This is a genomic window from Neokomagataea anthophila (assembly GCF_018122595.1).
Lineage (GTDB): Bacteria > Pseudomonadota > Alphaproteobacteria > Acetobacterales > Acetobacteraceae > Gluconobacter > Gluconobacter anthophilus.
Map to the genome: position 1 here is coordinate 476,913 of NZ_JAGRQH010000001.1, position 14,161 is coordinate 491,073.

Genomic DNA, 14,161 nt, shown 5'->3' on the forward strand with positions numbered 1-14,161 from the left:
TAATGTTCCAATAGTTTGTGACGCTATACCGTCATACCCCCCAAGACACTTGCATAATGGTTCCCCGACATAGGAAAATATGAGACCCCAACAATCAAAAGTTTTTTGGTTTTTTTTCCAAAAAAGAATAAAATGCTTCCACAGTAACAAAGCCTATCGTCCTATTTTTTTTCCCAAAAAAAACAGTTCATCACACCAAAACACATGAGAAAATTTCCTAAATCCCCTTCCAAGGCTTGACGCGAAGCCCAACCTGTCCGAACTCCCAATTATGGCTGGATTTTTCTCTCGACTAAAACAGGGTTTGTCCCGTTCAAGCGCACGGCTTGGCGCGGTCTTTACGCATCGTCGGCTCGACGAAGCTGCACTTGAGGAACTTGAGGACGAGCTGATTGCTGCCGATCTCGGCCCCGCAATCGCACAACGCGTCATCGAAAATTTCCGGCGTTCTCGCTTCGGAAAAGACGTCACCAGCGATGAAATCCGTGAGGCCCTCGCCCACGAGATCGCACAGGTACTCAATCCTGTCGCACAACCCTTCACGATTGATACATCCCGTAAGCCGCATGTCGTACTGGTCGTCGGGGTCAATGGCGTTGGCAAAACCACCACCATCGGCAAAATGGCGCGCCATTATTCCGAAGAAGGCAAGAAAGTCATGCTCGTTGCGGGCGATACTTTCCGCGCTGCTGCCGTCGAACAATTAGAAGTCTGGGGAAAACGCAGCACTGTCCCCGTCATCTCCGGCAAACATGGCGCAGACGCCGCCGGCCTCGCATTTGACGGCCTCAAACGCGCGACCGAAGAACAGGCCGACCTTCTCTTAATCGACACCGCAGGGCGCTTGCACAATAAAAGCGCACTCATGGAAGAATTGGCCAAAATTATCCGCGTCATGCGGAAATTTGACGAAACGGCCCCTCACTCCGTGCTCCTTGTGCTGGACGCCACAACCGGCCAGAACGCCATTGAACAGGTCCGCGTCTTCCGCGAATTGGTCAATGTCACCGGCCTAATCGTCACCAAACTGGATGGCTCAGCCCGTGGCGGTATTGTCGTCGCCCTAGCAGAGCAATTTGGTCTGCCGGTCCATCTGGTTGGCGTGGGTGAACAAGTAGAAGACCTGCGCCCATTCCTCGCGGAAGAATACGCACGCGGTCTTGTTGGAGGGGATAGTGATCTCGCCGCTCGCTTGGTCGAAACCCAAAACGAGCACGACGAAACTTAAACAACTCAGGGCTGAACATTAAATGCTAGTGTTCAGCCCCCACTCTTCCTCCAACGCTGTAACCCTCTTTTCTAATCTGATCCGCTCTGCCCGAATCCGTTGTCCCCCTATAAAACGGGCAACTACAGCCGATATTTCAGACACCAACCACGCGAGCGCTAAAGCGCACCAATCCAGAATCAAAACAGTTTCGTCTTCAATCGTGCGTACACACGCCAACCATGCCCCACGCTCGACCCAAACATGGTGCAGCGGCCCAACCATCACCGCGCCAATATAAAACAACATAATCACCAAGCGCTGACGATCCGCTCGCGTGTCGATCATCATTAACACCGCAACAGGCAACAGCAAGACGCACAGCACCAACACAACACCGGGGCAATACATCAAACCAGCCCCTAAAAAGAGACCATGCCACCATCGCAAGTCAGGGAAGACAGCACCACGCTTCATGGTCTAATGCCCACAAAATTCATACCAAATGCTCGACATCGCCACCACAATGCCCATTAAAAGGCAGCAGAACTCACCCAAATTCCGGGCATGCTGCTGCGTCATATTCAAGCGCTCCGCCTCTTGCCCAAGATAAGCACGGATCGCTTCCACCTCCCGCTCCGCATCCTGCGCCTGCGCCTTATCACGCGCTAAATCCCCAGGATCTTGTACAAAGCACAACAAAGCCCATAAATCCCCCCGCTGCGCCAATTGTTCCAATTGTGCATATTTCTGCTCGCGGAGTGTCTTACTACGCCATGCACGCAGCTCTTCTTTTAAATGCGGCAACGCTTTCCGCGCGATATTCGGCAACGAACCCGTGTCAGATTTCTGCTGAACCCGCGCAATCATCTGCAAATCTGACATCCACACTGCACGCCCCATCACAGGGGCCTCTACAATGGGACGCATCAAGCCCAATGTCGCATGCACATTCAAAAAACTGCGCATATGCTTATCCAACAACGAATCATTGGGCCAAGAATTCTGCCCCTCGCATCGTTTTTCTAACCAACGAGCCAACCCTACAGATTGAATAATCCGCTGCTCCCAGCACTGCTCCGACAAACATGGCTGATAGTGGTTCGCATGATAAACAATCCGGCGCCCCTGCTCCTGCCCCTTCATGGGAGACTGCCGGGCCAAACGTAGAAAATACTGCAAGGGCTGCTTCAAAGACGGAGAAAGCTGGGCCTTATTCAATAAATCCGGCGTTCCAATCAACAGCCCCACAAAACCAAAAACATCTTGCCGCAAAGAAGATTCGTCTTCTTGCAACAAAGCATTGGCCATCATTTGTGGCAAAGCCTGCGGCCAAAACCACCGTTCTCCCCAACATAACGGCGCCGTCGGATCCAACAGCGAAACCGCCTGCATCAGAATCCATGTTTTTGAACTGACCGCCCCAACAGCCCCACCAACAACAACCAACCGCTCGATATGACGCGCAACATCTACAAGATCCAACTCATGATGCAGCCACTTACCAATGACCCGCCGCTTTAAAAGCGATAAAAACGTGTCTGAATAACGCGCGGCGAACCATGCCACCGCTTGCGGCGTCCGTAACTGATGCCCTTCAATAACCAACGGTACCCGAGCCAAAGTTCTGCTACGGGAAGAAAACATTTTACTCGGTGCAATCGTCACCAAATCTTTCGGCGCGGGCCGGTACTCTGGCGTATCGGATAACATCGCCTGCAACAAAGACACCAAACCGACAGGAATATTAGCCCCTGCCATATACACTGCCGCTGATCCACGCTCAAAACGCCGCTGTAGAATTTCCTCATCAGACAAGCCTTCCAAAGGAACCTTGCCCGTACACAGCATCAAAATAATCACACCAAGCGCAAAGACATCACACGCAATGGTTCCATCACCACGCTGATGAGGCGCACAGACGGCTGACGATAACGGTTCAAAAACAATTGGCTGATGCACAGCCGGAGGCGTCAAACCCAATGGGCCCAGAAAAAGACGGCGACTACCCTGCTCTTGAAACACATTATCGGGTCTCAATGCCCGACAAGTCATGCCCAAACTATCAAGATGCATGAGCAATTCAGCAATAGGCCGAATAACACTCTCAATCAGTTGGCTTTCTGGCCAAGGTGTAAACCCAGCTGATAAAGCCGGGCCGGGCAATGGTGAGCAAATCACCCATATTGCCCCGTCATGGTATTCCTGCGCCTGAAACGGAATCACACTACCATGACGATACAACGCATATTCGGGCCACCGTGCCCGTAAGGTCTGTGGAGCCAGCGCCAATAGCGGCGCCCCCGGCACACTCACATCATGCGCAGCATATGCATTACACCCCCCTACTGGGGGCATCGGCCGGTCTAAGCGGACATTATAACGCCCACCAATAAGAATCTCATCTGCCGCAGTCATACCCCTTCACCGCCCCCAACGGCTCTTCCAGCCTATAATGCCAGAAGAACCCTTGATGGAGCGTTAACAGGGGACGTTATAACCGCAGTAATTAGTCTTCGAACGGATCACGCATCAGGATGGTGTCATCACGCTCTGGACTGGTTGAAAGCAACGTCACCGGCGCTTCAATCAATTCCTCAATGCGGCGTACATATTTGATGGCTTGCGCTGGCAGTTCTGCCCATGAACGCGCACCAGCTGTCGTTTCCTGCCAGCCCGGCATCGTTTCATAAACAGGGCGTACCCGTGCCTGAGCGCCCGGAGCTGATGGGAAGAAGTTGATCTTCTCTCCGTCCAACTCATACCCGGTGCAGATGGAAATCTCGTCCAGACCATCCAGAATATCAAGCTTGGTCAGCGCAATGCCCGACACACCACCAACGCGGCATGCACGGCGTACCATCACAGCATCAAACCAACCACAACGGCGTGAACGCCCCGTCACCGTGCCAAATTCATGACCACGCTCACCGATCGTACGGCCAATATCATCATTCAGTTCTGTCGGGAACGGGCCTTCACCAACGCGCGTCGTATATGCTTTTGCAATACCCAGCACAAAACCGATGGAAGACGGGCCCACACCCGCACCAGATGCCGCAACAGCCGCAATGGTGTTTGAACTCGTCACATACGGGTACGTGCCATGATCCACGTCCAGCATGACAGCCTGCGCACCTTCAAACAGGATACGACGACCAGCGCGACGTGCCTCATCCAAACGGTCCCAAACTGGGCATGCGAAAGACAACAGGCGGGGCGCAATCTCAGCCAACCATGCCTTAATCTCTTCCTTCGTGAAGGTATCTGCCCCTAAACCTGCCAGAAGCGTGTTGTGGTGCAACAACAGCTCATCCAGCTTCCAGTCCAACGTTTCTGGCTCAGACAAGTCACAGATACGAATAGCGCGACGCGCCACCTTATCTTCATAAGCCGGACCAATACCACGACCCGTTGTGCCAATCTTATGCTCACCACGCGCTGCTTCACGCGCACGATCAAGCGCACCATGCACAGGCAGAATCAGCGGCGCTGTCTCAGCAATCCATAAGGTTTCTGGATTTACAACCAGACCCTGTGCGCTCACACGGTCGATTTCGGTCATCAGGGCATGGGGGTCAACAACCACACCATTCCCAATCACACCAACCTTACCGCGCACCAAGCCGGATGGCAGCAGAGAGAGCTTGTAAACCTGCTCACCCACCACCAGCGTATGACCCGCATTATGGCCGCCTTGGAAACGAACAACGATATCGGCGCGGCTGGCAAGCCAGTCCACAATCTTACCTTTACCCTCATCGCCCCATTGGGTGCCGATTACGGTGACGTTGGACATGGGCTTGCTTTCCTCGAAGAATCAAAAACGAACAACAGATTACAGCGCGTGAGCCGCGCCATCACGCCAAAAATGCGTGCAAGACAAGCGCAACGCCTCTGCTTCCAATTGCGCATCTTGCGCCAAAGCAGATACCGTTGCAAAACCTTGAGTGTGCAGCGCCGAAAGCGCATCACCGGATATCTCAAGCGGCACATAGCAGCGCGGGCGCGCCGGGGGAAGCGGGGCAGCACGTAACAAAGCTTGTGGACGCAACGTCAAACCACATGCAGGCTCTGAACCAGCAAGATAACGCCCACCACGCCCCAATTCCTCACGCGATCCCGCGGCAAACACCGTAACGCATAGTCCTGTATGGTATTGCCAGCCTCGGAACTCCACCGGATCCACCGTCAGACGAATACCCGGACGACGCGCACGCAGCGCTGCGATGGATTCAACCAAACGATCCAAATGCGGCCGCACAGCTTCCGGCAAAGCCAAACCGCGCAAAATCTCTAGCGCACGATCTGCTGGCCCTGCCGCCCGCAACAGCGCCAACAGCGTCTCCGCAATCGAACCACCCAACGCAGCCACAGCGCCAGCATCTTTACGGTCCAGCGCGTGCAAAAGCGCCGCACGGTCCTTCTCCGCAATCGCTCCGTCAATCACACCCAGCGCCAGAGCTGGCATAGACAGATCAAATGAAACATCCGCAATGCCCAGCTCATCCAAGGCCTGCGCACCCAGCGCAATCACTTCAGCATCCGCCACAGCAGAATCCGGGCCGATCAGCTCAATACCAGCTTGAGACACCTGACGGTCCGTCTCACGCCCCGGCGTACCAACAACAATGCAACTTCCAGAATACGACAAACGCAAAGGCCGTGGCGCATCCGCCAGGCGAATCTGCGCAATGCGCGCAATTTGCGTCGTCATATCCGGGCGCAGCGCCATCATACGATGGGAGTTCGGATCCATCAGACGGAAGGTCTGATTTTGCAGAGCAGAGCCCGCACCATTCAGCAGAGCATTTTCAAACTCAAGCATCGGCGGGCGAACCCGCTGATACCCATGCCGTGAAAAAGCCTCCATCACACACGCAATACCGCGTGCTTCCGCTTCCGCCTCTCCCGGCAACAGATCCGCAAAACCGGAAGGAAGCAGCGCATCACCACGAGCACCCTGCGTCAGGATTTCGTCAAATGAACTCATGCGGCAAAAGCCTCCCGCGTTTCTTCATACGCCCAGTCCAACCAAGGCAGAAGAGTTTCAATATCAGCACGCTCTACCGTCGCACCGCCCCAAATACGCAGCCCAAGCGGCGCATCGCGGTAAGAGGCCAGATCATACCCAGCATCTTCTGCAGCCACGAGGCTCGTCAAATGCTTGACGACCTTCATCTGCACATCACGCTCTAACGCCACAAACCACGGTGCTGTAATTTTCAAGCATATGGAGGTGCAAGACCGTTCCTCTGACTTTTCTGCCAAGAACGAAATCCAATCAGAACGCTCCACCCATGCCGCAATAACGGCAAGATTACCTTCCGCACGCGCCTTCAGAGCTGGCAAACCACCCACATCCTGCGCCCAGCGTAAGGAATCCAACGCATCTTCCACACAGAGCATGGACGGCGTGTTGATGGTATCCCCAACGAAAATACCCTCAATCAAACCCTTCTTATTCGCCAGACGGAAAATCTTAGGCAAAGGCCGCGGTGCAGGCTGCTGCAAACGCTCAGCAGCACGCGGGCTAATCGCCACCATCCCATGGGCTGCTTCCCCGCCCAGCGCTTTTTGCCAAGACCACGTCACCACATCGAGGCGATCCCACGGCAGATCCATCGCAAACGCAGCGGATGTGGCGTCACAAATCGCCAAACCATCATGCTGCGCCGGGATTACATCCGCATGCGGCAAACGCACACCCGATGTCGTCCCATTCCACGCGAAGACAACATCACGCGACCAATCCACCGCCGTTAAATCTGGCAATTGACCATAAGGCGCATCAAAGACGCGTATGTCCGGGAGCGCGAGAACATCCCGCAAATCATGTGCCCATGTGGCAGTAAAACTCTCAAAAGAGAGTACATCCACACCACGCTGCCCCGCCAAGGACCAGAGAATCATCTCTACAGCCCCGGTATCTGACGCAGGAACAACCCCCACACGCCAATCATCCGGCACACCCAACACATCACGCGACCGCGCAATAACGTCTTTCAAACGTGCTCGCCCTTCCGGGGCACGATGAGACCGACCTAATAATGCATTATCGAGAGCGGAAAGAGACCAACCAGGGCGCTTCGCACACGGACCTGACGAGAAGAACGGGCGATGAGGTCTTACGGTCGGTTTATTCATGAACGTTCCAAGCTGGGCGGTTCGATGCCCTGCCACTTGGGCAGGGCAATATCTGGTGCGAGAGGGGGGATTCGAACCCCCACGCCTTTCGGCGGTCGATTTTGAATCGACTGCGTCTACCGTTCCGCCACACTCGCATGGAACGGAGGCACCATACTGCATTTCATCAGGCAGGGCTAGAGGCCAAAAGCCCCTTAATCCATTATTTCCCGCACATAAGGCGTAAATTTTGGATTGCCGCACCTGAAGCGCCTTTCCCCAAATTGTCTAAACGCGCCGTAAGCAGCAGTTTTTCGCCATCACTATGCACCCGAAGCTCCATAGCATCCGTGCCCGCCAAACTATCAGCTAACAATGTTGGCTCAGCAGGCAGAACCCGCACAACATCACTGCCCGCATAAGCCTTAAGCAAAATCGCTTCGATTTCAGCCGCCGTCGCCCCTGAGGGCAAACTCCGCAGATGCAGCGGAATAGAAACAATCATCCCCTGCGCAAAATGCCCAACGGACGGCACAAAAATCGGCGCATGACTCAAGCCTGAATAATGCTGAATCTCCGGCACATGCTTATGTTGTAGCCCTAACCCATACAGCAAAAAGGCCGGCCCACCCTCACGCTCATGCGCTTCAATCGCACTCCGCCCAGCGCCGCTATAGCCCGATACAGCATTAACCGAGATCGGATGATCCGCCGGTATCACACCTGCCGCCACCAAAGGCCGCAGTAAAGCAATCGCCCCCGTTGGATAACAACCCGGGTTTGACACATGCCGCGCCGCCGCAACACGTGCAGATTGCTCTGCATCCATCTCTGGGAAACCATAGACCCAACCATCCGCACGCCGATGCGCCGTTGATGCGTCCAAGAACCGCACATCCAGTCCTTCACCCAAGGCCACAGCCTCACGCGCCGCATCATCCGGCAAGCACAAGATTGCCACATCCGCCTGACGCAACATCTCTTTACGTGCCTCAGAATCCTTACGCAGTGCCGGATCAATCGATAGAATCTCAAACCCTAAACCAGACGGCAGCGCTTCAATACGCTGGCGAATACCGAGCCCCGTCGTCCCTGCTTCACCATCGATAAAGATCCGCGCCATGTGCTTTGCTCCTGCCATCCTGAATTAGGGGGTCCATTCTCTGTCAGGCTTATTGTAGAGAGCGAAGACGACACTGTCATCTTTTCCTCTCACCCCAAGGGCCCGCCATGACCGCTCCCCACGCTGAAGAACGCCAAATAGACCGTCTTCTGACCATCATGCGCCGCCTCCGTGACCCACAAAATGGCTGCCCTTGGGACATCGCTCAGACCCCTCAAACCATTGCCCCCTTCGCCATTGAAGAAGCCTATGAAGTCCTAGATGCCATCGCACGGGCTGACCATGCAGCCCTCCCCGATGAGTTGGGAGACCTGCTCCTACAGGTCGTATTCCAAGCTCAAATGGCCCAAGAAGCCGGACAGTTCAATTTTGACGATGTCGCCCGCACCATCGCCGACAAGATGGAACGCCGCCACCCCCATATCTTCTCCCCCGGCGCAGAGCGTGGAAACTGGGAAAATATCAAAGAAACCGAACGCCGCGGCCGCTCCGAATTCGGTGCCCTCGCAGGCATAGCCGCCTCTCTCCCAGCCCTCTCCCGCGCCGCAAAGATTTGCTCCCGGGCAGAGCGCGTTGGCTTTGACTGGGATGGCGCACAGGGCGTTTTCCAAGCCGTCAAAGGCGAAATTGCTGAACTCGAAGCTGAGATGGGCGGTGACCCAGACCGGATCGAAGATGAACTCGGCGATGTTCTTTTCACCGTCGCCAGCCTAGCCCGCAAAATGAAGATTGACCCCGAAGCCGCCCTGCGCCGCAGCAACGCAAAATTCACCCGCCGCTTTGAAGCCATGGAAGCCGCCCTCGCCCAAGACGGCAAAACCATGCCAGAACAAGACCTCCCAACCCTAGAAGCCCTCTGGAAAGCCGTTAAAAAACAACCCGGCATGGGCTAAACACTCTCAAAAAAAGACGCACCACCCCAACACCCCGTACACCCCACAATATTCTCGGCACGCCGGGAACCTGCTAGAGAACCGAGCATGACCGATGAGCTTGCCCCTTTCGACTTTGACCTCCCCCGATCCTGCATCGCCACAGAACCCGCACGGCCAAGAGATAGCGCACGGCTTCTGCACGTTCCCGCACAAGGCCCCTCTGCCCTCGGCATCGTACGGGACCTCCCATCGCTCCTCCGGGAAGGCGATCTGCTCATTGCCAATGATACTGCCGTCATCCGTGCGCAGCTTTCAGCCACACGCGGCACAGCCCGTATTGGCATTACCCTTGACCGTATTTTACCAGATGGAAGCTGGCACGCCCTCGCCCGGAACTCCCGCAAACTCCGCTCCGGTGATGTGCTCGATTTCGGTGATGATCCGGTCACAGCCGAAATCGTCGAGAATGAAGGAGACGGCGCCGTCCAAATGCGCTTCTCCGTTGAAGGAGAAGCCTTTGACGCGTTCCTAGAACGCGTCGGTGCACTCGCACTTCCACCCTATATTGAGCGCCCCTCCGGCCCAACGCAGCAAGATGATGATGATTACAAAACCATCTTCTCAGACAAGCGCGGCGCCGTCGCCGCCCCAACAGCCGGTCTTCACTTTACACCAGAGCTCCTCGCCGCTCTTGATGAACGCGGCGTAACCCGCAAAACACTCACCCTCCATGTCGGCGCAGGCACCTTCCTGCCCGTACGCTCCTCCATTTCAGAGCACCGTATGCACGCGGAATGGGGTGAAATTGATGCCGAAACCGCCCAACTGATCAACGATACCCGCGCCAAAGGTGGCCGCGTCATCGCCGTCGGCACCACATCCCTGCGCCTTCTGGAAAGTGCAGCACAAGAAGACGGCACCGTCCGCCCATGGCGCGGTGAAACCTCCATTTTCATCCGCCCCGGATATCGCTTCCGCGCGGTGGACCTCCTCATGACCAATTTTCACCTTCCGCGCTCAACACTCTTCATGCTCGTCTGCGCCTTTAGCGGCACAGACACCATGCGTGCCGCCTATGCCCGCGCCATCAATGAAGAGATGCGTTTTTATTCTTATGGCGATGCCTGCCTGCTGGAGCGTGCCGAATGAGCAAGCCTGATTTCTCCCAACATGCCGATAAAATGGTCTGGACGCCTGAAAGCACCTGCGGCCAAGCCCGTGCAGGCCACCTGCACACACGCCACGGCACCGTCCCCACCCCAACCTTCATGCCCGTCGGCACTGTCGGCACCGTCAAAGGCATGACAATGGATTCCGTCCGCTCCACCGGCGCGGGCATTGTTCTGGGCAACACCTACCACCTCATGCTCCGCCCCACGGCAGAGCGCGTGGCAAAGCTCGGCGGCCTGCACCGTATGATGGATTGGCAAGGCCCTATCCTCACCGATTCCGGCGGCTTCCAAGTCATGTCCCTCGGCGCACTACGCCAATTAGATGAAGACGGCGTCACCTTCCGCTCTCATATCGATGGCAGCGCCCACCGCCTCACCCCCGAAAGCTCCACAGATATTCAGCATAAGCTGGATGCCACCATCACCATGGCTTTCGATGAATGCCCCGCACTCCCCGCCACACCAGAAGCCCTGCGCAAATCCATGGAAATGTCCATGCGATGGGCAGCCCGCTCCCGTGAAGCCTTCATCGCCCGCCCCGGCTATGGCCAATTCGGCATCGTCCAAGGCGGCACCGAGCGCGACCTCCGCGCCCAATCCATCAAAGCCCTGACTGATATCGGCTTTGAAGGTTACGCCATTGGCGGCCTTGCCGTGGGTGAAGGGCAGGACCTCATGTTCTCCACCCTCGATTTCACCACCCCCATGATGCCGGAAGATAAAGCACGTTACCTCATGGGCGTCGGCACCCCAGATGACTTGCTGGGCGCCGTGATGCGTGGCGTCGATATGTTCGACTGCGTCATGCCCTCACGCGCAGGGCGTACCGCTCGCGCTTATACTGAGCGCGGCACTATCAATTTACGTAATGCACGCTTTGCCGAAGACACTCGCCCCATCACCCCTTATGATGATAGCCCCATGGCCGGACGCTACAGCCGCGCCTATCTGCACCACCTGTTCCGCGCCAAAGAAATGCTCGGACCGATGCTTCTGACACTTCATAATCTTGCCTACTATCAACGCCTTATGCGCCAAATTCGCGCTGCTATCGTCGATGGCACATTGAACGAATTAGCCGTCAAGCTGCGTGCCGACTGGGCGCAAGGTGATTGGTCCGAAGATGAGTGGGTAATGCCCTCTTATCAGTAAATACCTACCATAAGGGAAGGTTTATTGCTTTCCCTTATATCATTCGCTTTGTTTCTTAAGTAAAACGTCATTTAAAATTAACAAGACTTAATGTTTCTACCACACTACCTGACAGGCCGAGAGCATTGATGCTTCACTTTTAGAAAAAGGCCCCCAGGGTGAAAAACCATAAAACTATTTCGCCACTCTTACTGTGCATAGCACTACCACTCAGCCTCCATGCACAAACAAAGAATACTTCCGAACCCCACGGAACACTTGAAAATGTAATTGTCACCGCAGAACACCGCAAAGAAAATCTGCAAAAACTCCCCATTTCAACCAGCGTCATCAACGGCAATACCCTGCGGATGTTCCAAGCAGACGGGTCCGATACATTACTCTCCCTCTCCGGCCGCAGCCCCAGCCTTTACGTTGAATCCACAACCGGGCGCATCTTCCCACGCTTCTATATTCGCGGCCTCGGCAATAACGACTTTTACCTCGGCGCATCCCAGCCCGTTTCCATCATTCAAGATGATGTCGTACTGGAACATGTTGTTCTCAAATCCAATCCAGCCTTCGATATTCAACAAGTCGAAGTACTACGCGGCCCACAAGGCTCCCTGTTCGGACGCAACACAACCGCCGGGACCATCCGCTTCGATTCCTACAAGCCAACAAACGACTTTCATGGCCGCGCCGATGTCTCTTACGGCAGCTACAATACCACCAATATGGATCTCGGCTTTGGCGGCCCCCTCCTCGCGAATATCCTTTCCTTCCGCCTCTCTGGCCTCTTTCAACACCGCGATAACTGGGTCGATAACCGCTTCGCTGGCCCCTCCGATGATGGCACAGCCACCCCACGCAAAAACGCACTCGGCGGCTTTGATGAGCGTGACGCACGGTTGCAGTTTCTCTTCACACCAACAGCCCGCCTTTCCATCCTCGCTTCAGGCCACGCCCGCGATTATGATGGCACTTCTACGCTGTTTTACCGCCAGTCCATCCAAAAAGGCACCAACGCTGTTCCCCAGGATTTTCACCGCAACAGCGTTCAGTACGATGAAGGGCAAAACAATCCCCAATCGTACCACACCTATGGCGGCTCCATTAATGCAGCCTACGATCTTAACAGTGTAAAGTTAACATCCATTACCGCCTATGAAACCAGTCACGGCTGGAGCTTGGGTGACACCGATGGCGGCGCAGCTGCAAATTACCCCGTGCGCGGCGTACCGAACGGATACGGCCTCTCCCGTGGAAGACTGCGCGGACTTGATCAAGTGACCGAAGAACTCCGCCTCGCAAATAACGATAAAGGCCGCTGGAAATGGCAAATTGGTGGCCTGTATTTTAACTCACATGACAATACAGAGTTCGATCAACGCGCCTTTTTCCTCAACACTGCGGCGCATAACCCCAATAACTGGGTACTCCTGCATGACGTAAACACATCATGGGGTATTTTCGGACAAAGCAGCTACCAATTAACCAAACGCCTGACCCTAACCGGCGGCGTACGCCTGACAAATGACACAAAAAACACATGGCTGCTGCACACGGCTAATACCATTGCCAATGTCGCAACCTATACAGGCCGCCGCTATGTCCGCCTGTCTGCAACAAAACCAAGCTGGGATGTCAGCGCCCTTTACCAACTCACATCCAACGTTAACGCTTACGCACGCATTGCGCGCGGTTTCCGTGGCCCCACCATTCAAGGCCGCTCCGCCGTTTTCAATGCGGACTTCACAACAGCCAATGCAGAAACAAACACATCCTATGAAGCTGGCTTAAAAACACAGCTCTGGAATAACCGCCTCCGTCTGAACACAGACGGCTTCTACTACGTCGTGGATAACATCCAACTCAACGGCAATGACAGTAACGGCAACGGCGTCCTCTTTAACGCCAATAAAGCCCGCGGCTGGGGCATGGAAAGTGAAGCCGAACTTCGCCCCATCTCCAACCTTTTACTAACCGCAGGCGTCAGCCTCTTACACACAGAAATTGACGATAAACGCGTTTACGCCCAAGTCTGCGCTCTCAATGGCGCTGTCGTCTGTACGGTTGAAAACCCAACGATTAACGTGCGCGGATCGACCTTTGCACAAATCAACGGCAACCCACTTCCCAATGCACCACGTTATAACCTGAACTTCACCGCACGTTATGACCTCCCCATCGGCCATGGTGATGCCTTCTGGGCCACAGATTGGAACGTCCAAGGCTATACAAGCTTCGTGCCGTATAAGACCAAAGAGTTCACCTCAAACGGTAACTTTGAGGGGGGTATGAAACTCGGTTATTCATGGAAAAAATATGAAATGGCCGTGTTCGTTCGTAACATCACCAACAACAAAAACCTCAAAGGCGTGATCGATAACTATATGGCCGGCGTGTACAATGACCCACGCATCATTGGCATCAGCGCCCATACACGCTTCTAACACCTCAATACCCTGACGATATGGACTTATAATGAGTCCATATCGCTTTCTCCTGCTAGAATTAAGTGTCC

At 54.9% G+C, this 14,161-nt stretch carries 11 protein-coding genes and 1 tRNA gene; 5 read left to right on the forward strand and 7 right to left on the reverse strand.

What is annotated here, in order from left to right; genetic code table 11:
* Positions 1-271: 271 nt before the first annotated feature.
* Positions 272-1,228 carry a signal recognition particle-docking protein FtsY gene (gene ftsY, locus KB213_RS02125; protein WP_211680410.1) on the forward strand — a complete coding sequence of 319 codons (957 nt, stop codon included), beginning with the start codon at positions 272-274 and terminating at the stop codon, positions 1,226-1,228.
* 18 nt (positions 1,229-1,246) lie between these two features.
* Here ftsY and KB213_RS02130 read toward each other — a convergent pair whose 3' ends face one another.
* The 7 genes from KB213_RS02130 to argC all read right to left on the reverse strand — a co-directional run bounded on the left by KB213_RS02130 (position 1,247) and on the right by argC (position 8,456).
* Positions 1,247-1,684 carry a hypothetical protein gene (locus KB213_RS02130; RefSeq protein WP_211680411.1) on the reverse strand — a complete coding sequence of 146 codons (438 nt, stop codon included), beginning with the start codon at positions 1,682-1,684 and terminating at the stop codon, positions 1,247-1,249.
* 3 nt (positions 1,685-1,687) lie between these two features.
* On the reverse strand, positions 1,688-3,625 hold the full coding sequence (locus KB213_RS02135; RefSeq protein WP_211680412.1) for a serine/threonine-protein kinase: 1,938 nt from the start codon (positions 3,623-3,625) through the stop codon (positions 1,688-1,690).
* 91 nt (positions 3,626-3,716) lie between these two features.
* Positions 3,717-5,006, reverse strand: coding sequence for an adenylosuccinate synthase (locus tag KB213_RS02140; RefSeq protein ID WP_211680413.1), 1,290 nt, complete (start codon positions 5,004-5,006; stop codon positions 3,717-3,719).
* A 39-nt stretch (positions 5,007-5,045) separates the two neighbouring features.
* A complete protein-coding gene (locus tag KB213_RS02145; RefSeq protein WP_211680414.1) occupies positions 5,046-6,200 on the reverse strand; it encodes an ATP phosphoribosyltransferase regulatory subunit in 1,155 nt (384 codons plus the stop codon).
* Positions 6,197-7,354 carry a phosphoserine transaminase gene (locus KB213_RS02150; RefSeq protein ID WP_211680415.1) on the reverse strand — a complete coding sequence of 386 codons (1,158 nt, stop codon included), beginning with the start codon at positions 7,352-7,354 and terminating at the stop codon, positions 6,197-6,199. Before KB213_RS02150 ends, KB213_RS02145 begins: the two co-directional genes overlap by 4 nt.
* A gap of 53 nt (positions 7,355-7,407) precedes the next feature.
* Positions 7,408-7,491 (reverse strand) — tRNA-Leu (locus KB213_RS02155).
* A gap of 65 nt (positions 7,492-7,556) precedes the next feature.
* Positions 7,557-8,456, reverse strand: a complete 900-nt coding sequence (gene argC / locus KB213_RS02160) for an N-acetyl-gamma-glutamyl-phosphate reductase (RefSeq protein ID WP_211680416.1) — start codon at positions 8,454-8,456, stop codon at positions 7,557-7,559.
* Between the two features lie 107 nt (positions 8,457-8,563).
* Between argC and mazG the strand changes: the two genes are divergently transcribed.
* The 4 genes from mazG (at position 8,564) to KB213_RS02180 (ending at position 14,090) form a co-directional block, all read left to right on the forward strand.
* Positions 8,564-9,349 (forward strand): nucleoside triphosphate pyrophosphohydrolase, encoded by a 786-nt coding sequence (gene mazG / locus KB213_RS02165; protein ID WP_211680417.1) that lies wholly within the window; start codon positions 8,564-8,566, stop codon positions 9,347-9,349.
* 87 nt (positions 9,350-9,436) lie between these two features.
* The gene (gene queA / locus KB213_RS02170; protein ID WP_211680418.1) at positions 9,437-10,480 is read left to right on the forward strand and encodes a tRNA preQ1(34) S-adenosylmethionine ribosyltransferase-isomerase QueA; all 1,044 of its coding nucleotides are present in this window, start codon (positions 9,437-9,439) and stop codon (positions 10,478-10,480) included.
* A 32-nt stretch (positions 10,481-10,512) separates the two neighbouring features.
* The gene (gene tgt / locus KB213_RS02175; protein ID WP_211680571.1) at positions 10,513-11,655 is read left to right on the forward strand and encodes a tRNA guanosine(34) transglycosylase Tgt; all 1,143 of its coding nucleotides are present in this window, start codon (positions 10,513-10,515) and stop codon (positions 11,653-11,655) included.
* A gap of 158 nt (positions 11,656-11,813) precedes the next feature.
* Positions 11,814-14,090 carry a TonB-dependent receptor gene (locus tag KB213_RS02180; protein WP_211680419.1) on the forward strand — a complete coding sequence of 759 codons (2,277 nt, stop codon included), beginning with the start codon at positions 11,814-11,816 and terminating at the stop codon, positions 14,088-14,090.
* Positions 14,091-14,161 lie beyond the last annotated feature (71 nt).